At 71.3% G+C, this 22,735-nt stretch carries 21 protein-coding genes and 2 pseudogenes; 12 read left to right on the plus strand and 11 right to left on the minus strand.

The window, feature by feature from the left end:
• Nucleotides 1-4: 4 nt before the first annotated feature.
• From acnD to prpB, 4 genes are all read right to left on the minus strand, one after another.
• Nucleotides 5-2,623, minus strand: coding sequence for a Fe/S-dependent 2-methylisocitrate dehydratase AcnD (acnD, locus tag ABTV91_RS14870; protein ID WP_433852115.1), 2,619 nt, complete (start codon nucleotides 2,621-2,623; stop codon nucleotides 5-7).
• A 361-nt stretch (nucleotides 2,624-2,984) separates the two neighbouring features.
• A complete protein-coding gene (gene prpC, locus ABTV91_RS14875; RefSeq protein WP_433852116.1) occupies nucleotides 2,985-4,145 on the minus strand; it encodes a bifunctional 2-methylcitrate synthase/citrate synthase in 1,161 nt (386 codons plus the stop codon).
• A gap of 25 nt (nucleotides 4,146-4,170) precedes the next feature.
• A complete protein-coding gene (locus ABTV91_RS14880) occupies nucleotides 4,171-4,767 on the minus strand; it encodes a DUF1003 domain-containing protein (protein ID WP_433852117.1) in 597 nt (198 codons plus the stop codon).
• 32 nt (nucleotides 4,768-4,799) lie between these two features.
• Nucleotides 4,800-5,687, minus strand: a complete 888-nt coding sequence (gene prpB, locus ABTV91_RS14885) for a methylisocitrate lyase (RefSeq protein WP_433852118.1) — start codon at nucleotides 5,685-5,687, stop codon at nucleotides 4,800-4,802.
• Between the two features lie 113 nt (nucleotides 5,688-5,800).
• On the opposite strand from prpB, the pseudogene ABTV91_RS14890 reads away from it, so the two are divergent.
• From ABTV91_RS14890 to bla, 3 genes and pseudogenes are all read left to right on the plus strand, one after another.
• Nucleotides 5,801-5,920, plus strand: a pseudogene (locus ABTV91_RS14890) (helix-turn-helix transcriptional regulator); the annotation flags it as partial.
• 296 nt (nucleotides 5,921-6,216) lie between these two features.
• On the plus strand, nucleotides 6,217-7,029 hold the full coding sequence (locus ABTV91_RS14895) for a citrate synthase (protein WP_433852119.1): 813 nt from the start codon (nucleotides 6,217-6,219) through the stop codon (nucleotides 7,027-7,029).
• Nucleotides 7,030-7,143: 114 nt separating this feature from the next.
• The gene (gene bla / locus ABTV91_RS14900) at nucleotides 7,144-8,118 is read left to right on the plus strand and encodes a subclass B3 metallo-beta-lactamase (protein ID WP_433852120.1); all 975 of its coding nucleotides are present in this window, start codon (nucleotides 7,144-7,146) and stop codon (nucleotides 8,116-8,118) included.
• 267 nt (nucleotides 8,119-8,385) lie between these two features.
• Here bla and ABTV91_RS14905 read toward each other — a convergent pair whose 3' ends face one another.
• The 3 genes from ABTV91_RS14905 to pdxH are packed head-to-tail and all read right to left on the minus strand — an operon-like array spanning nucleotide 8,386 to nucleotide 10,141.
• A complete protein-coding gene (locus ABTV91_RS14905) occupies nucleotides 8,386-9,183 on the minus strand; it encodes a cobalamin-binding protein (RefSeq protein ID WP_433852121.1) in 798 nt (265 codons plus the stop codon).
• Nucleotides 9,180-9,545 (minus strand): hypothetical protein, encoded by a 366-nt coding sequence (locus ABTV91_RS14910; RefSeq protein WP_433852122.1) that lies wholly within the window; start codon nucleotides 9,543-9,545, stop codon nucleotides 9,180-9,182. The genes ABTV91_RS14905 and ABTV91_RS14910 overlap by 4 nt, the downstream gene beginning before the upstream one ends.
• A complete protein-coding gene (gene pdxH, locus ABTV91_RS14915) occupies nucleotides 9,542-10,141 on the minus strand; it encodes a pyridoxamine 5'-phosphate oxidase (RefSeq protein WP_433852123.1) in 600 nt (199 codons plus the stop codon). Before pdxH ends, ABTV91_RS14910 begins: the two co-directional genes overlap by 4 nt.
• Nucleotides 10,142-10,183: 42 nt before the next feature.
• Between pdxH and ABTV91_RS14920 the strand changes: the two genes are divergently transcribed.
• Complete coding sequence (locus tag ABTV91_RS14920; protein ID WP_433852124.1) at nucleotides 10,184-11,002, plus strand: kinase; 819 nt, start codon at nucleotides 10,184-10,186, stop codon at nucleotides 11,000-11,002.
• A gap of 58 nt (nucleotides 11,003-11,060) precedes the next feature.
• Here the strand turns inward: ABTV91_RS14920 and ABTV91_RS14925 are convergent, their stop codons facing one another.
• Nucleotides 11,061-11,264 carry a dodecin family protein gene (locus ABTV91_RS14925; RefSeq protein WP_433852125.1) on the minus strand — a complete coding sequence of 68 codons (204 nt, stop codon included), beginning with the start codon at nucleotides 11,262-11,264 and terminating at the stop codon, nucleotides 11,061-11,063.
• A gap of 100 nt (nucleotides 11,265-11,364) precedes the next feature.
• Here ABTV91_RS14925 and ABTV91_RS14930 point away from each other — a divergent pair, with 100 nt between their 5' ends.
• The 5 genes from ABTV91_RS14930 (at nucleotide 11,365) to mdtD (ending at nucleotide 16,157) form a co-directional block, all read left to right on the plus strand.
• Nucleotides 11,365-11,907 (plus strand): shikimate kinase, encoded by a 543-nt coding sequence (locus ABTV91_RS14930; RefSeq protein WP_433852126.1) that lies wholly within the window; start codon nucleotides 11,365-11,367, stop codon nucleotides 11,905-11,907.
• Nucleotides 11,880-13,016, plus strand: a complete 1,137-nt coding sequence (aroB, locus tag ABTV91_RS14935; RefSeq protein ID WP_433852127.1) for a 3-dehydroquinate synthase — start codon at nucleotides 11,880-11,882, stop codon at nucleotides 13,014-13,016. Before ABTV91_RS14930 ends, aroB begins: the two co-directional genes overlap by 28 nt.
• Nucleotides 13,017-13,214: 198 nt before the next feature.
• On the plus strand, nucleotides 13,215-13,466 hold the full coding sequence (locus ABTV91_RS14940) for a WGR domain-containing protein (protein WP_433852128.1): 252 nt from the start codon (nucleotides 13,215-13,217) through the stop codon (nucleotides 13,464-13,466).
• 59 nt (nucleotides 13,467-13,525) lie between these two features.
• A complete protein-coding gene (gene hemE / locus ABTV91_RS14945; RefSeq protein ID WP_433852129.1) occupies nucleotides 13,526-14,599 on the plus strand; it encodes a uroporphyrinogen decarboxylase in 1,074 nt (357 codons plus the stop codon).
• Nucleotides 14,600-14,735: 136 nt separating this feature from the next.
• Nucleotides 14,736-16,157, plus strand: coding sequence for a multidrug transporter subunit MdtD (mdtD, locus tag ABTV91_RS14950; protein WP_433852130.1), 1,422 nt, complete (start codon nucleotides 14,736-14,738; stop codon nucleotides 16,155-16,157).
• Here the strand turns inward: mdtD and ABTV91_RS14955 are convergent.
• Nucleotides 16,158-19,847, minus strand: a pseudogene (locus ABTV91_RS14955) (ATP-binding protein).
• Between the two features lie 303 nt (nucleotides 19,848-20,150).
• Between ABTV91_RS14955 and ABTV91_RS14960 the strand changes: the two are divergent.
• Genes ABTV91_RS14960 through ABTV91_RS14970 form a run of 3 tightly spaced genes read left to right on the plus strand, consistent with a single transcriptional unit; the run spans nucleotide 20,151 to nucleotide 22,008 of the window.
• Nucleotides 20,151-20,870 carry a YceI family protein gene (locus ABTV91_RS14960; RefSeq protein WP_433852131.1) on the plus strand — a complete coding sequence of 240 codons (720 nt, stop codon included), beginning with the start codon at nucleotides 20,151-20,153 and terminating at the stop codon, nucleotides 20,868-20,870.
• Nucleotides 20,867-21,445, plus strand: a complete 579-nt coding sequence (locus ABTV91_RS14965; protein WP_433852132.1) for a cytochrome b — start codon at nucleotides 20,867-20,869, stop codon at nucleotides 21,443-21,445. The genes ABTV91_RS14960 and ABTV91_RS14965 overlap by 4 nt, the downstream gene beginning before the upstream one ends.
• Entirely contained in the window at nucleotides 21,442-22,008 is a 567-nt protein-coding gene (locus tag ABTV91_RS14970) for a YceI family protein (RefSeq protein WP_433852133.1), read from the plus strand. Before ABTV91_RS14965 ends, ABTV91_RS14970 begins: the two co-directional genes overlap by 4 nt.
• Nucleotides 22,009-22,032: 24 nt before the next feature.
• On the opposite strand, the gene ABTV91_RS14975 is transcribed toward ABTV91_RS14970, so the two are convergent.
• A complete protein-coding gene (locus ABTV91_RS14975; RefSeq protein WP_433852134.1) occupies nucleotides 22,033-22,497 on the minus strand; it encodes a hypothetical protein in 465 nt (154 codons plus the stop codon).
• The gene (locus tag ABTV91_RS14980; RefSeq protein WP_433852135.1) at nucleotides 22,494-22,718 is read right to left on the minus strand and encodes a glutaredoxin family protein; all 225 of its coding nucleotides are present in this window, start codon (nucleotides 22,716-22,718) and stop codon (nucleotides 22,494-22,496) included. The genes ABTV91_RS14975 and ABTV91_RS14980 overlap by 4 nt, the downstream gene beginning before the upstream one ends.
• Nucleotides 22,719-22,735: the final 17 nt, after the last annotated feature.

Consider the following 22,735-nt stretch of genomic DNA (forward strand, 5'->3'; position numbering starts at 1 on the left):
GGCCTCAGGCCACCCTGCTGCCTTCCAGGAAGTCCTGCGCGAAGCGCTGCAGCACGCCGCCGGCCTCGTAGATGGACACTTCCTCGTCCGAATCCAGGCGGCAGGTCACCGGCACTTCCAGCGTGCTGCCGTCCTTGCGATGGATCAGCAGGGTCAGGTCGCCGCCGGGTCTGCGCGCGCCGATGACGTCGAAGGTCTCGGTGCCGTCGATGCCAAGCGTGTTGCGGTCGGTGCCCGGCTTGAACTCCAGCGGCAGCACGCCCATGCCGATCAGGTTGGTGCGGTGGATACGCTCGAAGCCCTCGGCGACGATGGCTTCCACGCCCGCCAGGCGCACGCCCTTGGCCGCCCAGTCGCGCGAGCTGCCTTGGCCGTAGTCGGCGCCGGCGATGATGATCAGCGGCTGCTTGCGCTGCATGTAGGTCTCGATCGCCTCCCACATGCGCATGACCTTGCCTTCCGGCTCCACCCGCGCCAGCGAGCCCTGCTTCACGCTGCCGTCGTCGTTGCGCACCATCTCGTTGTAGAGCTTGGGGTTGGCGAAGGTGGCGCGCTGCGCGGTGAGGTGGTCGCCGCGGTGGGTGGCGTAGGAATTGAAGTCCTCTTCCGGCAGGCCCATCTTCGCCAGGTATTCGCCGGCGGCGCTGGACGGCAGGATGGCGTTGGACGGAGACAGGTGGTCGGTGGTGATGTTGTCCGGCAGCACCGCCAGCGGGCGCATGCCGCGCAGCGTGCGTTCGCCGGCCAGCGCGCCCTCCCAGTACGGCGGGCGGCGGATGTAGGTGCTGCGCGGCCGCCAGTCGTACAGCGGGCTGACATTGCCGCCGTGCTCGACGCGCACGTTGAACATCGGGTTGTAGACGCTACGGAACTGCTCCGGCTTGACCGAGGCCTTGACCACCGCGTCGATCTCGGCATCGGTCGGCCAGATGTCCTTCAGCCGCACGGCGTTGCCGTCGGCGTCGATGCCCAGCACGTCCTTCTCGATGTCGAAGCGCACGGTGCCGGCGATGGCATAGGCGATGACCAGCGGCGGCGAGGCCAGGAATGCCTGCTTGGCGTACGGGTGGATGCGGCCGTCGAAGTTGCGGTTGCCCGACAGCACGGCGGTGGCGTACAGGTCGCGGTCGATGATTTCCTGCTGGATGGCCGGGTCCAGCGCGCCGCTCATGCCGTTGCAGGTGGTGCAGGCGAAGGCGACGATGCCGAAGCCCAGCTTCTCCAGCTCCGGCAGCAGGCCGGCCTCTTCCAGGTACAGCTGCACGGCCTTGGAGCCGGGCGCCAGCGACGATTTCACCCACGGCTTGCGCAGCAGGCCGCGCGCGTTGGCGTTGCGCGCCAGCAGGCCGGCGGCGATCACGTTGCGCGGGTTGGAGGTGTTGGTGCAGCTGGTGATGGCGGCGATGATCACCGCGCCGTCGGGCATCAGGCCCTGCGCTTCTTCGCCCTTGCCGTTTTCCAGCTTGGCTTCGTCGGCGATGCCGCGCTCGGCCAGCTCGGACACCGGCAGGCGCCGGTGCGGGTTGCTCGGGCCGGCCATGTTGCGCACCACCGTGGACAGGTCGAATTCCAGCACGCGCTCGTACTGCGCGGCCTGCAATGCGTCAGCCCAAAGGCCGGCGGTCTTCGCGTAGTTCTCCACCAGCGCCACCTGCGCTTCCTCGCGGCCGGTCAGGCGCAGGTAATCCAGGGTCTGCTGGTCGATGTAGAACATCGCCGCGGTCGCGCCGTATTCCGGGCACATGTTGGAGATGGTGGCGCGGTCGCCGATGGTCAGTGCCGCGGCGCCCTCGCCGAAGAATTCCAGGTAAGCGCCGACCACGCGTTCCCTGCGCAGGAACTCGGTCAGCGCCAGCACCACGTCGGTGGCGGTGATGCCCGGCTGCGGCCGGCCGCCGAGCCGGACACCGACGATGTCGGGCAGGCGCATCCACGAGGCGCGGCCCAGCATCACGTTCTCCGCTTCCAGGCCACCGACGCCGATGGCGATGACGCCCAGCGCGTCCACGTGCGGCGTATGCGAGTCGGTGCCGACGCAGGTATCCGGGAAGGCGACGCCGTCCTGCTGGTAGATCACCGGCGACATCTTCTCCAGGTTGATCTGGTGCATGATGCCGTTGCCCGGCGGGATCACGTCCACGTTCTCGAAGGCCCGCTTGGTCCAGTCGATGAAGTGGAAGCGGTCCTCGTTGCGGCGGTCCTCGATGGCGCGGTTCTTCTCGAACGCCTGCGGGTCGTAGCCGCCGCATTCCACCGCCAGCGAGTGGTCCACGATCAGCTGCACCGGCACCACCGGGTTCACCTTGGCCGGGTCGCCGCCCTTTTCGGCGATGGCGTCGCGCAGGCCAGCCAGGTCCACCAGCGCGGTCTGGCCGAGGATGTCGTGGCACACCACGCGTGCCGGGAACCACGGGAAATCCAGATCGCGGCGGCGCTCGATCAGCTGCTTCAGCGAATCGCCGAGCGTGGCCGGATCGCAGCGGCGCACCAGGTTCTCGGCCAGCACGCGCGAGGTGTACGGCAGGGTGGCGTAGGCGCCGGGGGCGATGGCATCGACCGCTTCGCGGGCGTCGAAGTAGTCCAGCGTGGTGCCGGGGAGAGGTTTGCGGTGCTGGCTGTTCATGGCTGGCTCGGAAAGCTGGGGAGTTGGAAACGGTGCGCTGTGGCCCGCTTTTTTGCCTCTTCCTCCGGGAGACAGTCCGGCAGGATTGCCGGACTGCGCGGCGAAGCCGCCCGAAGGGTGAGGCACAGGGAGGTGCCGAATGCAGGTGGCGCGAAGCGCCGGGTGAGGGTGCGGGTGAAGCCTCGTGCAATCGGACATCGCAGGGGCTTGGCCTCCTGCCCTCACCCCAACCCCCGCTCCGCGCCCCGGCCCCGGCCCTTGCGCTGGCGCTGGCGCTGGCGCAAGGGCGTTCGTGGGGCAGCGAACCGAGGGTTCGCAAACTGCCCCTCTCACCCCATGGGGAGAGGGGCTTAAAAGCGCATCAGGCGCGCTGGTCGATCGGCACGAACTGCTGGTCTTCCGGACCGGTGTAGTTGGCGCTGGGGCGGATGATCTTGCCGTCGATGCGCTGCTCGATGATGTGCGCGCTCCAGCCGGCGGTGCGGGCGATCACGAACAGGGGAGTGAACATGGCGGTCGGCACGCCCATCATGTGGTAGCTGACGGCGCTGAACCAGTCCAGGTTCGGGAACATCTTCTTGATGTCCCACATCACCGACTCCAGGCGCTCGGCGATGTCGTACATCTTCATGTTCTGCTGTTCGGCCGACAGCTCGCGCGCCACTTCCTTGATCACCTTGTTGCGCGGATCGGACACGGTGTAGACCGGGTGGCCGAAGCCGATGACCACTTCCTTGCGTTCCACGCGCGCCTTGATGTCGGCCTCGGCCTCGTCCGGCGTCTCGTAGCGCTTCTGCACCTCGAAGGCGACCTCGTTGGCTCCGCCGTGCTTGGGCCCGCGCAGCGCGCCGATGCCGCCGGTGATGGCGCTGTACATGTCGCTGCCGGTGCCGGCGATGACGCGGCAGGCGAAGGTGGAGGCGTTGAACTCATGCTCGGCGTACAGGATCAGCGAGGTGTGCATCGCCCTGACCCACGATTCGCGCGGCTGCTCGCCGTGCAGCAGGTGCAGGAAGTGGCCGCCGATGGAGTCGTCGTCGGTTTCCACGTCGATGACGCGGCCGTTGTGGCTCCAGTGGTACCAGTACAGCAGCATCGAGCCGAGGCAGGCCATCAGCTTGTCGGCGATGTCGCGCGCGCCGGGGTGGTTGTGGTCGTCCTTCTCCGGCGACACGCAGCCCAGCACCGACACGCCGGTGCGCATCACGTCCATCGGGTGCGCCGACGGCGGCAGTTCCTCCAGCGCGGCCTTGACCGCGGCCGGGATGCCGCGCAGCGACTTCAGCTTGGCCTTGTAGGCGCGCAGTTCGGCTTTGTTGGGCAGCTTGCCGTGCACCAGCAGGTGGGCGATTTCCTCGAACTCGCTGGTGTTGGCCAGGTCCAGGATGTCGTAGCCGCGGTAGTGCAGGTCGTTGCCGCTGCGGCCGACGGTGCACAGCGCGGTATTGCCGGCGGCGGTGCCGGACAGGGCGACGGACTTCTTGGGCTTGAAGCCGGGCGTGGCGGTGGTCTGTTCTGACATGGTCTTCTGCCTCTGGAGGGAAGGATTACGGTTGTTTCTGCATGCCGCCGGGCGCCGCGGTGGCGCATTCCAGCAGTCGCTGCAGCATTTCGATCTGGCGGTTCTGCTGTTCGACCAGCAGTGCCCATTCGCGGGAGCGCAGCACGTCCAGCTTCTCGTGGATCTGCAGCACTTCCAGTTCCGATTTCACGTTGACCTGGTAGTCGTTTTCCGCATGCAGGCGGTCCACTGCCGCCTGCCGGTTCTGGCTCATCATGATGATCGGCGCCTGCACCGCGGCCAGGCACGACAGCACCAGGTTGAGCAGGATGTAGGGATAGGGATCGAACGCCCTGGCCAGCAGGAAGCTGTTGGCGACCATCCATACCACCAGCACCACGCCGAAGCACCCGATGAAGGCCCAGCTGCCGCCGACCGCGGCGACGCGGTCGGCGACGCGCTCGCCCAGGGTGCGCGAGGCGTGCAGCTCGCGCCGCACGTTGCGCGAGACCCGCCCGCCGGAGATGAAGCGTTCGACCACCACCCGTTCCTCCGGCGTGAGCTGGTCCAGCTCGCGCTGCAGCAGGCGCCGCGCGGTGTCGCGGCGGTCGACGCGGTTGCGGTGGGAAGAGGACGTCGCCATGGCGGGAACTCAGGTGGCCGCGGGGACGGCCATCATGCGCCCTTCTGCGCGAATACCTTGTCCAGCTGCGCCTCGAAGGCGTGGTAGCCGATGCGGTCGTACAGCTCCTCGCGGGTCTGCATGGCGTCCACCACGCTGCGCTGGTGGCCGTCGCGGCGGATCGCCTCGTACACGCTCTCGGCGGCCTTGTTGGCGGCGCGGAACGCCGACAGCGGGAACAACTGGATGGCGACACCGGCCGAGGCCAGTTCGTCGCGGCTGAACAGCGGGGTCTTGCCGAACTCGGTGATGTTGGCCAGCACCGGCACCTTCACCGCGTCGACGAAGCGGCGGTAGGTGTCCAGATCGTAGGCGGCCTCGGCGAAGATGCCGTCGGCGCCGGCCTCGACGCAGGCGATGGCGCGCTCGATGGCCGCATCCACGCCTTCCATCTGGATGGCGTCGGTGCGCGCGATCAGGAAGAAGTCCGGGTCGGTCTTCGCATCGGCCGCGGCCTTCACCCGGTCCACCATTTCGCCCTGCGACACGATCTCCTTGCCCGGGCGGTGGCCGCAGCGCTTGGCGCCGACCTGGTCCTCGATGTGGCAGGCGGCGGCGCCGGCCTTGATCAGCGACTTCACCGTGCGCGCGATGTTGAACGCGCTCGGGCCGAAGCCGGTGTCGATGTCCACCATCAGCGGCAGGTCGCACACGTCGGTGATGCGGCGCACGTCGATCAGCACGTCTTCCAGGGTGTTGATGCCCAGGTCCGGCAGGCCCAGCGAGCCGGCCGCGACGCCGCCGCCGGACAGGTAGATGGCCTTGTAGCCGGCGCGTCTGGCCAGCAGCGCGTGGTTGGCGTTGATCGCACCGATCACCTGCAGGGGCTGCTCGGCGGCCAGGGCGGCGCGGAAGGCGGCGCCGGCGGAGGAAAGGGACATGGCGGGACTCCTGGTCTGGCGGCGGCGGGGGCGCCGTTCCGCGATGGCGCACAATCTGGCACCATCCAAACCATTGATCAATCTTGATTCAACAAATCAACATATCGAACGCCATGGCCGAACCCACCGATCCGGAACTGATTACCGCCAGCGACGCCTGCGCCCTGCTCGGCATCAGCCCGGCCACGCTCTATGCCTATGTCAGCCGCGGCCAGCTCAGTTCGCGGCCCGGGCCGGACCCGCGCAGCCGCGTCTACCTGCGCGCCGAGGTGGAACGGCTGGTGCAGCGCAAGCGCGCCGGCCGCGGCGCCGCGCGCGGGGGCGGCGCAGAGCCTGGACCGCGGCCTGCCGGTGCTGGAGACGCGGATCTCGCTGATCCGCCCGGATGCGCCCTATTATCGCGGCCGCTCGGCGGTGGCGGCGGCACGCGCCGGCGCCACGCTGGAAGACATCGCCCGGCTGCTGTGGGAATGCGAGGAACAGGACCCGTTCGCCGCGGCGCCGCCCGCCCGCGGCCTGGCCCGAGCGCGTGGCGGCGCTGGCGCTGGACGCCGCGCTGCCGCCGCTGGAACGCACCATGGCCTGCATCCCGCTGCTGGCGCTGGAGCAGCGGCAATCGCTCAACGCCGCCGCGCCGGTGCGGCGCGAGGTGGCGGCGATGCTGCTGCGGCAGAACGCGGCCCTGCTGGTCGGTACCCAGCCCGACGCGCGGCCGGTGCATCGCCTGCTCGCCGACACATGGCAGCCGGGCGACGCCGGCTTCGCCGAACTGGTGCGCTCGGCGCTGGTGCTGTGCGCCGACCACGAATTGAATGTGTCCGCGTTCGCCGCGCGCGTGGTCGCCTCCACCGGCGCGCACCTGCACGCCACCGTCAGCGCCGGCCTGGCCGCGCTGTCCGGCCCGCGCCACGGCGGCGCCACCGCGCGCGCGCATGCGCTGCTGCTGGACGCCGAGGCCAGCGGCGCGCCGGCTGCGTTCATCGCCGAGCGCTGGCGCCGCGGCGACGAGCTGCCCGGCTTCAATCACCTGCTCTACCCCGACGGCGACCCGCGCGGCAGCGAAATGCTGCGCCAGCTGCGCGAACGCTGCGGCGAGCTGCCGCGCATGCGCCACGTCGAAACGGTGCTGGCCGCCACCGCCGAGCACAGCGGCCAGCATCCGAACATCGATGGCCTGCTGGCGGCCATCTGCTACGTGCATGGCCTGCCCGGCGCGCACGCGCTGGTGATGTTCGCCGCCGCACGCCTGACCGGCTGGCTGGCGCACGCGCTGGAACAGCAGGCGCTGGGCACGCTGATCCGCCCGCGCGCGCGTTACACGGGGCTGGCGCCCGGGCGGTGATGCCCGCGGCGAGGCATGCATCCGGCTCATGCCTGCCGCAGACATTTCGCGTTGGTCGCCATGCGCCGGCCTGCCTATGCTGCGGCACCTGCAGCCAACAGCCAGATGACCGCGATGCGCCGACACGCCCTCCTGCCGTACCAGCTTGCCGCAGCCGCCCTGGGGTTTGCCCTGCTGGCCGGCTGCCAACCCGCGCCACAGGGCGCGTCCACGCCGGCGGGCGCCGCCGCGAGCGCCGCGACAGCGGGCACGGACGAAGCCCCGGATATCCCCGCCTGCCCGGCCAGCGACAACGCCATGGAGGGCTGGAACGAGCGCGCGCCGCCGCGGCGCATCTTCGGCAACACCTGGTACGTGGGCACCTGCGGCCTGACCGCGCTGCTGGTCACCTCCGACGACGGCCACGTCCTCATCGACGGCGCCACCGAAGCGGCCGGCCCGCTGATCGAAGCGAACATCCGCGCGCTCGGCTTCGACCCGAAGGACGTGAAGTACCTGCTGAACTCGCACGAGCACCATGACCACGCCGCGGGCCTGGCCTACCTGCAGCGCGCGACCGGCGCGCCGCTGCTGGCGCGGGCGCCGGCCGTCAACACGCTGCATACCGGCGTGAGCGACCGCAGCGACCCGCAACAGCTGGAATTCGAGCAGGGCTTTCCCGCCGTGCCGGTGGTGCAAACCATCAACGATGGCGACGCGGTGAGGGTCGGTGCGCTGGCGCTCACCACCCACGCCACGCCCGGCCACACCCCCGGCGGCACCAGCTGGACCTGGCGCTCCTGCGAGGGCACGCGCTGCCTGGACATGGCCTACACCGACAGCGTGAGCGCGCTGTCGGACAGCCAGTACCGCTACAGCGACCACCCGGCGATGGTGGCCGCCTTCCGCCGCGGCCTGGACACGCTGGCCGCCCTGCCCTGCGACATCCACATCACCCCGCACCCGCTGGCCAGCGACCTGTTCGCGCGCCTGCAGGGCACGGACGGCAAACCTCTGGTCGACGCTGGGGCGTGCAGGCGCTACGCCCGGAGCGGGCGCGCCAATCTGGAGAAAAGGCTGGGCGATGAAGCCCGCGAACTGAAACCGTGAGGCCGGACCCGCTGCTTGATGAAGGAAGGAAGGCGGGCCGCGACAGAGGCTTGCCCCGTCTGGTGCTCCGTCGGTAAAGCCCGTGCGGGGCAAGCCCCGCACCTACGCGTGATGCCGCGCCCAGCGCTGGATGATTACCGCAACCACTGCACGCCGCCGGTCGGCCCATTGCTTGATGCAGGCAGAAAGACGAGCGGCGACAGAGGACAGAGGCTCGCCCCGTCTTGTGCTCCATCGGTAAAGCCCGTGCGGGACAAGCCCCCGCACCTACGCGTGGCGCTGCGCCCAGCGCTGGATGATGGCCGCGATCGCCTGCACGCCGTCGGTCAGCGCCGCCGGCCCCGGCTGCAGGATCAGCGGCGACTTGATCTCGTGCAGTTCGCCGTCGCGCACCGCCCGTATCGCGTCCCAGCCCGGCCGCGCGGCCACGCGCTCGGGGCGGAACTTCTTGCCGCACCACGAGCCGATGATGATGTCCGGGTCGCGCGCGATCACCGGCCCGCCATCGGCGAGGATGCGCGCTTTGGCCAGCGGTTCGCGCGACAGCTCGGGGAACACGTCGATGCCGCCGGCGATCTCCACCAGCTCGGCGCCCCACTGGATGCCGGTGATGATCGGCTCGTCCCACTCTTCCACGTATACGCGCGGGCGCTGCGGCAGGCTCGCGGCCTGCGCGGCGATGGCCTCCAGCCCGCGCTGCAGTTCATCGGCGTAGGCCTGCGCGCGCGCGGCCACGCCGACCAGCGCGCCAAGCCGGCGGACGTAGTCGAGGATGCCGGCGACGCTGCGGTGATTGGCGATCCACACCTCCACGCCGCGGCGGACCAGCTCGGCGGCGATGTCGGCCTGGATGTCGGAAAAGCCGATCGCCAGGTCGGGCCGCAGCTTGAGGATTTCCTCCACCTTGGCGCTGGTGAAGGCGCTGACCTTGGGCTTGTCGCGGCGCGCCTGCGGCGGGCGCACGGTGAACCCGCTGATGCCGACGATGCGGTCCTGTTCGCCCAGCGCGTACAGGGTCTCGGTCGGCTCCTCGGTGAGGCAGACGATGCGGCGCGGTCCGCTCATGGCGCGGCGAACTCCACCGCATCGACGAACACCGCCGGGCTGTTCCACGGGTGGTGCGCGGCGATGCCTTGGTCGAGCAGGCGCTGCAGCCGTTCGCGGTCGCCCGGCACGCCGCGCGGAATGCAGAACTCCAGCCGCACCGTGGGCTCGCTCACCCCTTCGCCGGCAGCGCCCATGGCGCTGGTGGTGCCGGGCAGCGCGCGGAACTGCTCCCGCCCCGGCGCCGATTCCCACATGCCGTCCGCGTAGCCGCCGGCCGCCAGGTCGTCCACCGCCAGGATGCCGCGCTTGAGCGCGTCCAGCCGCGCCGGCGGCACGAACACGGTGATGCGGTAGACCGGGTGCAGGCGCAGCGTACTCACGGGTACAACAGCCGCTTGCTCCAGGTGCCGGCCGCGTCGGCCTCGTAGCACCAGCGCTCGTGCAGGCGGAAGGTCGCCCCGTACCAGAACTCGATGCGCTGCGGCACCACGCGGATGCCGCTCCAGCCGTCCGGGCGCGGCACGTCGCGGCCCTCGAAGCGCGCCTCGAAATTGCGCAGGCGCTCCTCGAACTCCTCGCGCGAGGCCAGCGTCTGCGACTGCATCGATGCCCAGGCGCCGATCTGGCTCATGCGCGGGCGCGAGGCGAAATAGGCGTCGGCCTCGGCCGCGGACACCAGCTGCGCGTCGCCATCGATCCGCACCTGGATGCCGGCCCCGCGCAGGCTGCGCCACAGCAGCAGCAGCGCGGCCTGGCGGTTGGCGTGCAGTTCGCGGCCCTTGCGGCTGTCCAGGTGCGTGTAGAACACGAAGCCGCGCTCGTCGAAGGCCTTGAGCAGCACGGTGCGCGCCGACGGCCGGCCGTCGACGTCGGCGGTGGCCACGGTCATCGCGCTGGGCTCGATTTCATTGCTGGCCTTGGCCTCCTCGAACAGGTCGGCGAAGGTCGAAAGCGCTTCTGCGTACAGATCGGTCATGGCTCCACTTCGGACAGCACGGGTTTGGGCTATTGTGGCGCCATGTCGTCCGTTCCGCACCGCTTCTCCGCACGCCGCTTCCCGCAGGCACTCGTCGCGCAGGCACTGGACGAAGCGCTCGCCACCGGCCAGCCCGTGCCGGTCCTTGCGATCAGCGGCCTGCAGGGCAGCGGCAAGTCCACCCTCGCCGCGCAGGTGGTGGAACTGGCGCGCACGCGCGGCCTGCGCGCGGCGGCGCTGTCGATCGACGACGTCTACCTGACCCGCGCCCAGCGCCAGCGCCTGGCCGACCGCATCCACCCGCTGCTTGCCACGCGCGGCCCGCCGGGCACGCACGACCTGCCGCTGGCGTTGGCGACGCTGGACGCCGCGCGCGCCGGGCAGGCGTTCGCGCTGCCGCGCTTCGACAAGCTCGCCGACGAACGCGTGCCCGAAGCGCAGTGGGAACGCATCGACGGCTTGGACCTGCTGGTATTCGAGGGCTGGTTCCTGGGCACGCCGGTCGAAACCGACGACGCCCTGCACGAACCGCTGAACGCGCTGGAACGCGACGCCGACCCGCAGGGCACCTGGCGGCGCTGGTGCAACCGGGCGCTGGCCGACGACTACCCCGCGCTGTGGCGGCGCTGCGACCGGCTGTGGTTCCTGCAGCCGCCGGGCTTCTCGGTGGTGCCGCACTGGCGCTGGCAGCAGAAGCAGGCGCTGCAGCAGGCCGCGCCCGGCCGCACCGGCATGAACCGCGCGCAGGTCGAACGCTTCGTACAGTTCTACGAGCGGGTCAGCCGGCAGGCGCTGCGCTGCCTGCCGGACATCGCTGACCGCACCATCGCGCTGGATGCGCAGCGCCGGGTGGCGGCGTAGGTGCGGGGCCCGCCCCGCACACGCCATGCAGGAAAACCGTGCGGGGCAAGCCCCACACCTACTCGACCAAGAAAGTCACCCGCAGGTTGACCCGCCATTCGGTGATGTTGCCGTCGCCGTCGGTGACCACCTTGGTCTCGTTGATCCAGGCGCCCTGGATGCCCTTGACCGTCCCGGCCACCTTCTTCAGGCCGCTGCGCACCGCGTCCTCGACGCTGGCGCCGGACGACGCGCTGACTTCGATGATTTTCGCCACTGCCATGTCCGCCTCCGTTGGTTGCACCACGAACCACTCGTGGCCGCACCGAGCTTGGCTGCTACCGTGTTAAGGCACCGACACGAGGTGCTAGCATCGGCCCGCAATGAATCCCGCCCCCAACGTCATCCTGGTCGGCCCCATGGGCGCCGGCAAAACCTGCATCGGCCGCCGCCTGGCCGAGCGTTTCGGGCTGGAATTCGTCGATGCCGACCAGGCCATCGTCGATGACGTGGGCTCGGCCATTCCGGCCATCTTCGAAAACGTCGGCGAAGCCGGTTTCCGCGCGCACGAAAAGCGCGTGCTGGCCAGGCTGCTGGAACGCGGCGGGCTGCTGGTGTCCACCGGCGGCGGCGCGGTGCTGGACGCCGACAACCGCCGACAGATACGCCAGCGCGGCTTCGTGGTGTGGCTGCGCGTGGGCGTGGCCGCGCAGCTGCAGCGCCTGCAGCGCGACAAGACCCGCCCGCTGCTGCAGCGCGAGAACCGCGAGCAGGTGCTGCACGACATGGCCGCGCTGCGCGACCCGCTGTACCGCGAGGTCGCCGACCTGATCGTCGATACCGATCCCTATTCCCCTACCGAGGCCACCGCGCAGCTGGTCGTGCGCCTGGCCGCGCAATGGCAGAACCCGGACTTCCCCGCATGAGCAACGCCCCCCGCACCGTCGCCGTCGGCGGCGGTTCGCCCTACCTGATCCACATCGGCCCGGGTCTGCTCGGCGACGGCTGCCTGCTGGCCGGCGCCCTGCGCGGCCGCCACGCGCTGCTGGTCAGCGACGACACCGTCGCGCCGCTGTACCTGGCCGGCGTGCGTGCCGCCCTGCAGGCCGCGCGTCCGGAACTGAAGATCGGCCAGCACGTGATTCCCGCCGGCGAAGCGTCCAAGACCCTGCACCATTTCGGCGGCGCGATCGACGCGCTGGCCACGCTCGGCGCCACCCGCGATGCCTGCGTGCTCGCCCTCGGCGGCGGCGTGGTCGGCGACCTGGCCGGCTTCGCCGCGGCCTGCTGGATGCGCGGCGTGGACTGCGTGCAGCTGCCCACCACCCTGCTGTCGATGGTGGATTCCTCGGTGGGCGGCAAGACCGCGGTGGACATCGCCCAGGGCAAGAACCTGGTCGGCGCGTTCCATCCGCCGCGCGCGGTGATCGCCGACACCGCCGCGCTGCGCACCCTGCCCGCGCGCGAGCTGCGCGCCGGCCTGGCCGAGGTGATCAAGTACGGCTGCATCCGCGACCCGCTGTTCTTCCAGTGGCTGCAGGCCGAACGCCAGGCGCTGCTGGCCGGTGATGACGCCGCGCTGGCGCAGGCCATCGCCCGCAGCTGCGAGCACAAGGCCGAGATCGTCGAACGCGACCCGCTGGAAAAGGGCGAACGCGCCCTGCTCAACCTCGGCCATACCTTCGGCCACGCCATCGAGACCGCGCAGGGCTATGGCGCGCCGGGCAACGACAACCTCAACCACGGCGAGGCGGTGGCGGTGGGCATGGTGCTGGCCGCAAGGCTGTCGGCCGCGCTGGGCATGGCCGATGCCGCCGATGCCGACATCCTGCGCGACCTGTTGCGCGCCTATGGCCTGCCGGTGGCGATCCCGGCCGGGCTGGAACCCGAAGCGCTGCTGGCGCACATGCGCCTGGACAAGAAGAACATCGCCGGGCGCCTGCGCCTGGTGCTGTGGCGCGGCATCGGCAAGGCAGAAGTAGTGCCGGACGTGGACGAAGCCGCGGTGCTGGCGGTGCTGCGCGCGCACCCGTAGCCGCGGGGCTCACCCCATACGGGGTCCGCGGCGGCAATGCCAAGCGCGGCAAGCCGCGCTCTACGGGGATTTCCCGGCAAGGACAGGCAGTGCGCGGCGTGCATCCGCCGAGCGGATGCGCCCGGTTGGGCGCTGTGCAGGCAACGCCAGGCGTGGCGCACCGCGCTCCATGCCGCGTGCCCGGCTACAATCGCCGCCATGCGCGTCTACCTGCAGCAGCCGCCCAGCGGCAATGAATCCCCCCGTTATGTGCAGCTTTCCCTGTTGCCGGACCTGCTCGGCGGCTGGGAGCTGCTGCGCGAGACTGGCCAGACCGGCGGCCGCGCGCAGCTGCGCCGCGAGCTGTACCTGCAGCAGGACGAAGCCCGCCACGCCTTCGAGAAGGCCCGCGATGCGCAGATCAAGCGCGGTTTCCAGGTCGTCTTCGCCAGCGGCGAGCCGCACCCCTGACCGGCCCCGGCGCGCCTGGCGCCGCCCCGGCCCAACGGCCACGTTCCAAGGAGTTTTCCGTGACCCGCCCCCTCCGCAACGATCGCTTCCTGCGCGCCCTGCGCCGCGAGCCGGTGGACTGCACGCCCGTCTGGCTGATGCGCCAAGCCGGCCGCTACCTGCCGGAGTACCGCGCCACCCGCGCCCGCGCCGGCAGCTTCCTGGGCATGGCCAAGCACCCGGAGGTCGCCTGCGAGGTGACGCTGCAGCCGCTGGAGCGTTTCGACCTGGACGCGGCCATCCTGTTCTCCGACATCCTCACCGTGCCCGACGCGATGGGCCTGGGCCTGTACTTCGCCGAGGGCGAGGGCCCGAAGTTCCACCACCCGGTGCGCGATGCCGCGGCCATCGCCCGGCTGGCGGTGCCGGACATGGAGACCGAACTGGGCTACGTGATGGACGCGGTGCGGCTGATCCGCCGCGAACTGGACGGCAAGGTGCCGCTGATCGGCTTCTCCGGCAGCCCGTGGACGCTGGCCTGCTACATGGTCGAGGGCGGCGGCAGCAAGGACTACGCGCGCATCAAGGCGATGGCGCTGAACGAACCCAAGGCCCTGCACCAGCTGCTGCAGGTGGTGACCGACGCGGTCGTCGCCTACCTGGCGGCGCAGCGCGCGGCCGGCGCCCAGGCGCTGCAGGTGTTCGACACCTGGGGCGGGGTGCTGTCGCCGGCGATGTACCGCGAGTTCTCGCTGCCCTACCTGGCGCGCATCGCGCGCGAACTGGAGCGCGGCGACGGCGCGCAGCGCACGCCGCTGATCCTGTTCGGCAAGGGCACCGGCCAGTACGTGGCCGAGCTGGCCGCCACCGGCGCCGAAGGCGTGGGCGTGGACTGGACCATTTCGCTGGAGGACGCCGCGCGCGCGACCGCCGGCAAGGTGGCGCTGCAGGGCAACCTCGACCCGACCACGCTGTACGGCTCGCCCGAGGCCATCGCCCGCGAAGCGGGCAAGGTGCTGGACAGCTACGCCGCCGGCAACGGCGGTTCGCGCGAGGGCCACGTCTTCAACCTCGGCCACGGCATGTCGCCGGACATGAACCCCGAGCACGTGGCGGTGCTGGTGGACGCCGTGCACCGCCTCAGCCGCCGCTGAGCGCGCCCGGGCGCGGCCAGGCCCGCCCGGTTCCCACAGCCTCACGACGCCCAGCGCATACGCGCCGGGGCGTGCGCGGCGTCTGCACGCATGAACGGGGACAATGCCGCCTCCGCCCCGGTCACGAGAGCGCCTGATGTCCCAGCCCCCTTCCAGCCCGCTGCCCGCCGGCGATCCGCACCGCCCCCTGCTGTGGCTGGTGTCGCTGGCGATCTTCATGCAGATGCTGGACTCGACCATCGTCAACACCGCGTTGCCGGCGATGGCGCGCAGCCTGGGCGAGAGCCCGCTGCAGATGCAGTCGGTGGTGTTCAGCTATGCGCTGGCGGTGGCCAGCTTCATCCCGGCCTCGGGCTGGATCGCCGACCGCTTCGGCACGCGCCGCACCTTCCTGGCGGCGATCGTGCTGTTCACCCTCGGCTCGCTGGCCTGCGCGCTGTCGCCGACGCTGCACTGGCTGGTAGCCGCGCGCGTGCTGCAGGGCATCGGCGGGGCGATGCTGCTGCCGGTGGGGCGGCTGGCGGTGATGCGTTCGGTGCCGCGCGAGCAGTTCCTGGCGGCGATGAGCTTCATCGCGATTCCGGCGCTGGTCGGCCCGCTGCTGGGCCCGACGCTCGGCGGCTGGCTGGTGCAGGCCGCGTCCTGGCACTGGATTTTCCTGATCAATCTGCCGATCGGGCTGGTCGGGCTGTGCGCCGCGCTGCGCATCATGCCCGACCACTACGGCCAGGAACGGCACCACTTCGACCTGGCCGGCTACCTGATGCTGGCCTTCGGCATGGTCGCGCTGTCGCTGGCGCTGGACGGCGCTTCCGGCTTCGGCTCGGCGCACGCGCTGGTGCTGCTGCTGGCGGTGATCGGCATCGCCGCGCTGGCCGGCTACTGGCTGCACGCGGCCGGGCGCCGCGACGCGCTGTTCCCGCTGACCCTGTTCCAGGTGGCCAGCTTCCGCATCGGCATCCTCGGCAACCTGTTCTCGCGCATCGGCAGCGGCGCCATGCCGCTGCTGATCCCGCTGCTGCTGCAGGTGGGCCTGGGCATGAGCCCGATGGCCGCGGGCATGATGATGATCCCGGTGGCACTGGCCGGCATGGCCGCCAAGCGCGCGGCGGTGACCCTGGTGGAACGCTTCGGCTACCGCCGCATCCTGATGATCAACACCGTCTGCGTGGGCCTGGCCATGGCCAGCTTCATGTTCGTCACCGTGCAGCAGCCGCTGTGGGCGCGGCTGGTGCAGCTGGCGCTGTTCGGCGCGTTCAACTCGATGCAGTTCACGGTGATGAACACCGTGACCCTGCGCGACCTGGACGTGGGCCAGGCCAGCAGCGGCAACAGCCTGCTGTCGATGGTGATGATGCTGGCCACCGGCTTCGGCGCGGCCACGGCCGGCAGCCTGCTTTCCGCCTTCGGCACCCATCTCACCGGCCACGGCGCCAGCGCCGCGCTGCACGCCACCTTCGTCTGCGTCGGCGCGATCACGCTCAGCTCGACCCTGGTGTTCTGGCAACTGCCGGAAAACCGCCCGCATCCGCGCGCGGTCGAGGAAGTGGTGGAGTAGTCAGTCCAGGCCGGGGGCCGGCCGCGCGCCCTCCGCCGCGGCCGGACGCCACGCCGCGGCGATGGCCGCGACCAGCATCTCGCCGGTCACCGGCTTGCGCAGGAAGCCGTCGAAGCCGGCCGCGCGCGCGCTGCTGTTCGGCGGCGGCGTCGGAACGGGCGGTCACCGCCACCAGCGGGAAATGGTGGCCCTGGCCGCGCAGCTGGGCGGCCAGGGCGAGCCCGTCGAGCGCCGGCAGGTCCAGGTCGAGCAGGCCGATGTCGAACGACCACGCCGCCACTTCGGCCAGCGCCGCCAGCCCGTGCAGCGCGTGCACGACCTGGTGGCCGCGGGCGCGCAGCAGGCCGGCGATGACGTCGGCCACGGTGGGATCGTCCTCGACCAGCAGGGATGCGCAGGCTGCCTTCGGGCCCGTCGCCCGGCGCCCTGGCCTGCACGGCGTGCCCACCGTGCAGCGGCGTCCACGGCAGCGGCAGTTCGACGATGAAACGCGCGCCCCGCGCCGAGCCGGCTGTCGATCCGGATGCGGCCGCCCATCGCGCCGGCCAGCTCCTGGCAGATCGCCAGTCCCAGCCCGCTGCCGCCATAGCGCGAGGCCGTATGCGGCCCCTCGGCCTGCTCGAAACGGCGGAACAGCCGCGCCTGCTGCTCGGCGGTGATGCCCGGGCCGGTATCGCTGACCTCCAGGCGGATGCCGGCGCCGTCCGCCAGCAGCGCCACGCCCAGCCCGACCTGGCCATGCTCGGTGAACTTGACCGCGTTGCCGAGCAGGTTCATCAGGATCTGGCGCAGGCGCATCGCGTCGCCGGTCACGCTGACCGGTACCGGCAGGCGCGGCTCCTGCACGAACAGCAGGCCGCGCTTGCGCACCACCGGCGCGATGAGCGCGGCGACCTCGTCCAGCAGCGATGCCAGCTCGAACGGCTGGCTGTCCAGCTCCAGGCGGCCGGCCTCGATGCGCGCCAGGTCGAGGGAGTCGTTCACCAGGTGCAGCAGGTGGGTGCCGGCCTGCTGGATCGAGTTGGCATAGCGGCGCTGGGTGGCGTCCAGCGGCGTGTCCAGCAGCAGTTCGGTCATGCCCAGCACGCCGGTCATCGGCGTGCGCACCTCGTGCCCGAGCGTGGCCAGGAAGCGGGTCTTGGCCGAGGACGCCTGCTCGGCCAGCTCGCGCCGCTGCTCGGCCAGTTGCCACTCGCTGCGCCGCTGCAGGCGCGCGCGGTAGGCCATCACCGCGATGCCCAGCGCCAGGATCGCCGCCAGCGCGTAGGCGGCCATCGCCCAGCCGCTGCGCCACCAGGGCGGCGCGACTTCGATCAGCAGGTCGGGCGCGGCGATCCAGCCGCCGCCGGGCACCGCGCCCTGGATCTGCAGGGTGTAGCTGCCCGGCGACAGGCGCGGGAACACGCGCTCGCCGTTGGCGCCGGCGTTCACCCAGTCCGGGTCGTAGCCGGTCAGCCGGAACCGGTACAGGTTGTTGGTGGAATCGGCGAAGGCCAGCAGGCGCGCGACGACGTGCAGGTCGCGGTCGCCGTCCTTGATGCGCAGGGATGGCTGCGCCGAAAGATCGAATTCCTGGTCGCCGCGGTGCACGCTGATCCGCTCGATCACCAGCGGCGGCCGCCGCGCCAGCGGCCTGACCTGGGCCGGGTCGAACAGCACCACGCCGTCGGGCGTGCCGCCGGCCACCTGGCCGCTGCGCGCCCGCACCAGGCCGCGGCGCCGGAACTCCTGGCCCGGCAGCCCGTCGTGCACGCCGTACAGGCGCACCGCGCGGCGCGCCGGATCGACCCGGATCAGGCCGCGCGCGCTGCTCGCCCAGACCACGCCGTTCGCATCCACCACCAGCGCACCGGCGGCCAGCATGGGGAATCCCTGCCCGGCGCCGATGGCGTCCTCGCGCAGCAGGCGCCCGCCGTCCCAGCGGTAACGCTCCAGCCCGCCGAGCACGGCGACCCACACCCTGCCGTCGGCACCGGCATCGAAGGCATAGGCATGCGCCTGCGGACCGCCCGGCACCGGCGCGAAGGCGCCGGCATCGGGCTGCCACGCGGCCAGGCCGGCGGCGCCGGACAGCCACAGTCGGTCGCCGGGGCCGCACTGCATGTCCTGCAGCGCGGTCTCGGGGAATCCGCGCTGGCCCGGCGCCAGGTGCAGCGTCACGCGCCCCTGCGCGTCGCGCTGCTGGATGCCGCCGTCCTCGGAATAGATCCAGATCCGGCCGCCGTCGCAGATCCGCACGATGTCGCCGTCGCCGACCATCGCCGCGTCCACCGCGTCGTCGTGGCGCCAGTGGCGCACCGCGCCGTCGCGCGGGTCGTAGCGCACCAGCGTGTCCAGGCTGCCGATCCAGACCCGGCCCTGCGTATCCTCGGCTACCGACTGCGGCCAGTGGATGCCGTCGATGGGCTGCAGGTGGTGCTCCACCGCGCCGCTGGCCGGATCGAACCGGTCCAGCGCGCCGCGCGTGCCGACCACCCAGATGCCGCCGGAGGCGGACGCGGCCATCGCCAGCGCATACGGGTTGCGCAGCGAGGCCGGATCGTCCAGATGCCGCGTCAGCACCGAGAACTGCCGCCAGTTCGGCGACAGGTGCCACAGCCCGGCGTTGGTGCTGGCCAACCACAGGCCGCCGTCGCGGTCCTCGTAGGCGGTGCTCCAGTTGGGTTTGACCAGCCCGCGCTCCTGCGCGCTGTACAGCGGCACGTTGCGCACCGCCGCGCCGTCGCGGCTGCGCCCCAGCCCCTGCAGCGTATCCAGCCAGTAATTGCCGTCGGCCGCGTACTGCAGCACGTTGAGCACGTCGCCGGGCGCCGCGCCGGGCCATTCCTTGCGCTCGAAGCGGCCATCGCGGTGGCGCACCACCACCCCGCCGTTGGTCGCGATCCACAGGCGCTGGCCGCCATCGACCTTCAGCCCGTTGATGCGCGGCGACGGCAACACGCCTTCGCCCTCGCGCGCGAAACCGGTGCCGGTCCAGCGCGCCAGGCCGCCCTTGCTTCCCACCCACAGCACGCCGTCCGGGGTCACCGCCAGGTAGGCGATCGAGGCCGAGGGCAGGCTGTCGCGCTGGCCGGCGACCGGCATGAAGCGCTGGATCGTGCCGTCGGCGGCCAACCGGTGCAGGCCGGCGGTCGGGGTACCGAACCAGACGCTGCCATCCGGCGTGGAGGCCACGCTCCACACCGTGTTGCTGCCGATCTGCGGATAGGTCGCGCGGTCGAAGAAACGGAAACTGCGGCGGTCGGCCGACAGCATGCCCAGGCCGGCGTTCTGCGTGCCGAACCACAACCGGTTGCCGGCATCCACGTGCAGGCTCCAGATCAGGTTGTCGCGCAGCCCGTCCTCGGCCCGCCAGATGCGGTAGTTGCGCCCGTCGAAACGCGCCAGGCCGTCATGGCTGGCCAGCCACAGGTAGCCGAGCCGGTCTTCGGCGAAGGCGTTGATGTTGGCCGAGGGCAGGCCGTCGGCCACGCCCAGCCGGCGCGGCTGCGGGGTGATCGGCACCTCGGCGGCGGCCTGCACCACCGGGCCGGACAGCAGCGACAGGCACAGCAGCCACGACCGCCACCCGTTCACCGCATGCTGCACCGGCGCCGGGAACCAACGTCGCCGCACAGCGGGAGCGCGCACGGTCCCGGCCGCGCAGGCCGGCGCGCATGCGTTCGTTTCAAGCCTGTCCCCGTCGTCCATCCATCGCCCGCTGCTGTCCGTATCCCGGGGGAAAATACCATCCGGCGCGGGCGCGATCGTCCAGCAGCCGTACGGCGACAGGCGCCATGCGTGCGCGACCGCAGCCGCGCCAAGCCGCGGGAAGTCGCCACGAACGGTGTCCGACATCGCTTGCCAGTGGCCGACGGCGTTCCCGCCATGAAGGGCCGGAACCAAAACGGCCGGGGGCGGTCTTTAGACATCGCCTGTCGATGGCCCGAAGGGTTCCCGCCAGGGATGGCGGGAACAATCCATTGCACGGCACGGCAACAATCCCTGCCGGGCATGTGCCTAGAATCCCCCATCCTTTCCGGAGCCGGACCCTTGCCTCGTTTCCTCGCCCTGCTGTTCGCCTGCCTGTTGCCGCTGTCGGCGTCCGCCGCCGACCGCTACCGGCTGGACCCGGTGCATACGCGGGTGCTGTTCGCGGTCGAGCACGCCGGGTTCTCGCAGGCGCTGGGCACGGTGTCCGGCAGCGAGGGCGTGCTGGAGTTCGACCCCGACGACTGGGGCAGCGCCCACCTGGACGTGGTCGTCCCGATCGCCCGGCTCGACCTGGGCGATGGCAAATGGAACCAGGCCACGCTGGCGCGCAACCTGCTCGACGGCGAGCGCCACCCGCAGGCGCGCTTCGTCTCCACCCGCGTCGAACCGCTGGAGGCCGGCCATGCCCGCGTGCACGGCCTGCTGACCCTGCGCGGCGTCAGCCGCGAGGTGGCGCTCGACGTCCGCCTCAACGCGCTCAGGCGCCACCCGCTGCCGCCGTTCCGCCGCACCGCCGGCTTCTCCGCCACCGCCACGCTGCAGCGCTCGGACTTCGGCATCACCGCATGGCCCTCGGTGATCGGCGACCGCGTCGAGCTGCGCATCGAGGCCGAGGCGGTACGCGACGATAACGCCCAGGCGCCAGAAGCCGGCGACGACGCCGGCGCGCCCGATACCGATACCGAAGCCGCGGCCGACGCCGCCCTCGATCCTTCCCCGCAACCGGAACACCATCCATGAGCCTGAAAAACACGCCCGACCGCTGGGGCGGCGTCAGCCAGACCCTGCACTGGCTGATCGCCCTGCTGATCCTCGCCCTGGGCATCGTCGGACTGACCATGGGCGAGCTGCCGAAGACGCCGAAGTATTTCTGGGTCTATACCGCGCACAAATCGCTGGGCATCAGCGTGCTGGCGCTGGTGGCCCTGCGCCTGGCGTGGCGGCTCTACGCCGGCGCGCCGCGGCCGGTGCCCGGCACCCCGGGCTGGCAGGAGCGCATCGCCTCGGCCACCCATTGGCTGCTGTACGCGCTGATGTTCGCCATCCCGCTGTCGGGCTGGCTGTACGACTCGGCCAGCGGGCTGCGCCCGTTCAAGCTGTTCGGCCTGTTCGAGATGCCCAAGCTCGTCGCGCCCAGCGAGCAGGCCGCGCAGCTCTCGCACGGCCTGCACGAATGGGGCTTCTGGCTGTTGATCCTGGCGGTGCTGGGCCATGCCGGCGCCGCCTTCTACCACCACCTCCAGCAGCGCGACGCCACGCTCGCCCGCATGCTGCCGCGGGGCTGGCTCGATACCCCACAGAAGGAATCCGCATGAACATCAAGCTCACCACCCCGTCCGCGGTCGCGGCCGCCCTGGCCGGCATGCTGGCCGCGGCCCCGGCCATGGCCGCGGACTACGAACAGGCGCCCGGCTCGATCCTGGTCTTCGCCACCAAGTACGACGGCGAAGTGTTCACCGGCACCTTCCCCGGTTTCCAGACGCAGCTGAGCTTCGACCCGGCCAACCCGGCCGCCGGCAAGCTCGACGTCACCATCCCGCTGGCCGGCGCGCGCAGCGGCAACAGCGACCGCGACTCCACCCTGCAGGGCAAGGATTTCTTCAACGTCGCCCAGTTCGCGCAGGCGCGCTACACCGCCAGCGGCTTCCGCGCCCTGGGCGAGAACCGCTACGCGGCCGACGGCACGCTGCAGCTGCGCGGCGTCAGCAAGCCGGTCACCCTCACCTTCACCTGGACGCCCGGCACGCAGCCGGTGCTGACCGGCAAGGCGACGGTGAAACGCCTGGACTTCGGCGTCGGCGGCGGCGACTGGGCCGACACCAAGACCATTCCCGACGACACCGCGATCAGCACCAAGGTCGTGCTGCGCTCGAAGTAAGCCCTTCCGCCCCCGGCGCGACGATCAGCCGGGGGCGACGGCCGGGATATCGAAACACCCGCGCCGGCCGGCGGCATCGGTCAGGCAGGCGCGGTGCCGCCGGTCCTGCGTCCCGCCGGGACGCACCGCCAGGCCGAACACGCCGCCGTCGCGCATCAGCAGCACCGCCTCCCACACCGTGTCCGGGCCGCCAGCCTGCAGTGGCCGATGCTCTTCTTCCCGCGCGGCCTGCAACGGCATGCCCGCCGCGTCGCGCAGCATGCGCCGCAGGTTGCGCATGTCCAGCGCGGCCGGCGCGCTGGTGACCGCCTTCAGCAAGACCAGGCGCTCGATATCGTCCACCGCTACCACCTGGGCCAGCGTCCGCCCCTGCCACGCGAAGCCCGCCGACCGCTCCGGCGACGCCTTGGCCAGGTCCACGTCCGCCGCGCCGGCGGTGGCTGCGGTCATGCCCAGCGCGGCAAGCAGCGGCCAGGCGCGGGCGCTCACCGCAGCCACCGGCGCAGGCCGTCCGCGTCGAACGGCCAGTCCAGTTCGGCGCCGCTCGCGCTGTCGCGCAGTACCGGCACGCGCGTGCCGTAACGCGCTTCCAGCGCGTCGTCCTCGTCGATGAACACGCTGTCGAACTCCGGCGCACGCGCCTGCGCCAGCACCGCCAGCGCTTGGTCGCACAGATGACAGTCGTCGCGCTGATACAGAATCAAGCCCATTCCCTACACCCCATGCC

Origin of the sequence: Stenotrophomonas nitritireducens (genome assembly GCF_050984405.1) — a bacterium.
GTDB lineage: Bacteria > Pseudomonadota > Gammaproteobacteria > Xanthomonadales > Xanthomonadaceae > Stenotrophomonas > Stenotrophomonas nitritireducens_B.

Bases quoted from the DNA above. Each gene is read 5' to 3' on its own strand.
- ABTV91_RS14920 (WP_433852124.1), top strand. From the start codon at position 10,184: ATGTCGTCCGTTCCGCACCGCTTCTCCGCACGCCGCTTCCCGCAGGCA.
- ABTV91_RS14940 (WP_433852128.1), top strand. From the start codon at position 13,215: ATGCGCGTCTACCTGCAGCAGCCGCCCAGCGGCAATGAATCCCCCCGT.
- ABTV91_RS14930 (WP_433852126.1), top strand. From the start codon at position 11,365: ATGAATCCCGCCCCCAACGTCATCCTGGTCGGCCCCATGGGCGCCGGC.
- pdxH (WP_433852123.1), bottom strand. From the start codon at position 10,141: ATGACCGATCTGTACGCAGAAGCGCTTTCGACCTTCGCCGACCTGTTC.
- aroB (WP_433852127.1), top strand. From the start codon at position 11,880: ATGGCAGAACCCGGACTTCCCCGCATGAGCAACGCCCCCCGCACCGTC.
- ABTV91_RS14980 (WP_433852135.1), bottom strand. From the start codon at position 22,718: ATGGGCTTGATTCTGTATCAGCGCGACGACTGTCATCTGTGCGACCAA.
- acnD (WP_433852115.1), bottom strand. From the start codon at position 2,623: ATGAACAGCCAGCACCGCAAACCTCTCCCCGGCACCACGCTGGACTAC.
- bla (WP_433852120.1), top strand. From the start codon at position 7,144: ATGCGCCGACACGCCCTCCTGCCGTACCAGCTTGCCGCAGCCGCCCTG.
- prpC (WP_433852116.1), bottom strand. From the start codon at position 4,145: ATGTCAGAACAGACCACCGCCACGCCCGGCTTCAAGCCCAAGAAGTCC.
- ABTV91_RS14970 (WP_433852133.1), top strand. From the start codon at position 21,442: ATGAACATCAAGCTCACCACCCCGTCCGCGGTCGCGGCCGCCCTGGCC.
- ABTV91_RS14925 (WP_433852125.1), bottom strand. From the start codon at position 11,264: ATGGCAGTGGCGAAAATCATCGAAGTCAGCGCGTCGTCCGGCGCCAGC.
- ABTV91_RS14905 (WP_433852121.1), bottom strand. From the start codon at position 9,183: ATGAGCGGACCGCGCCGCATCGTCTGCCTCACCGAGGAGCCGACCGAG.
- mdtD (WP_433852130.1), top strand. From the start codon at position 14,736: ATGTCCCAGCCCCCTTCCAGCCCGCTGCCCGCCGGCGATCCGCACCGC.
- ABTV91_RS14880 (WP_433852117.1), bottom strand. From the start codon at position 4,767: ATGGCGACGTCCTCTTCCCACCGCAACCGCGTCGACCGCCGCGACACC.
- ABTV91_RS14965 (WP_433852132.1), top strand. From the start codon at position 20,867: ATGAGCCTGAAAAACACGCCCGACCGCTGGGGCGGCGTCAGCCAGACC.
- prpB (WP_433852118.1), bottom strand. From the start codon at position 5,687: ATGTCCCTTTCCTCCGCCGGCGCCGCCTTCCGCGCCGCCCTGGCCGCC.
- ABTV91_RS14960 (WP_433852131.1), top strand. From the start codon at position 20,151: ATGTGCCTAGAATCCCCCATCCTTTCCGGAGCCGGACCCTTGCCTCGT.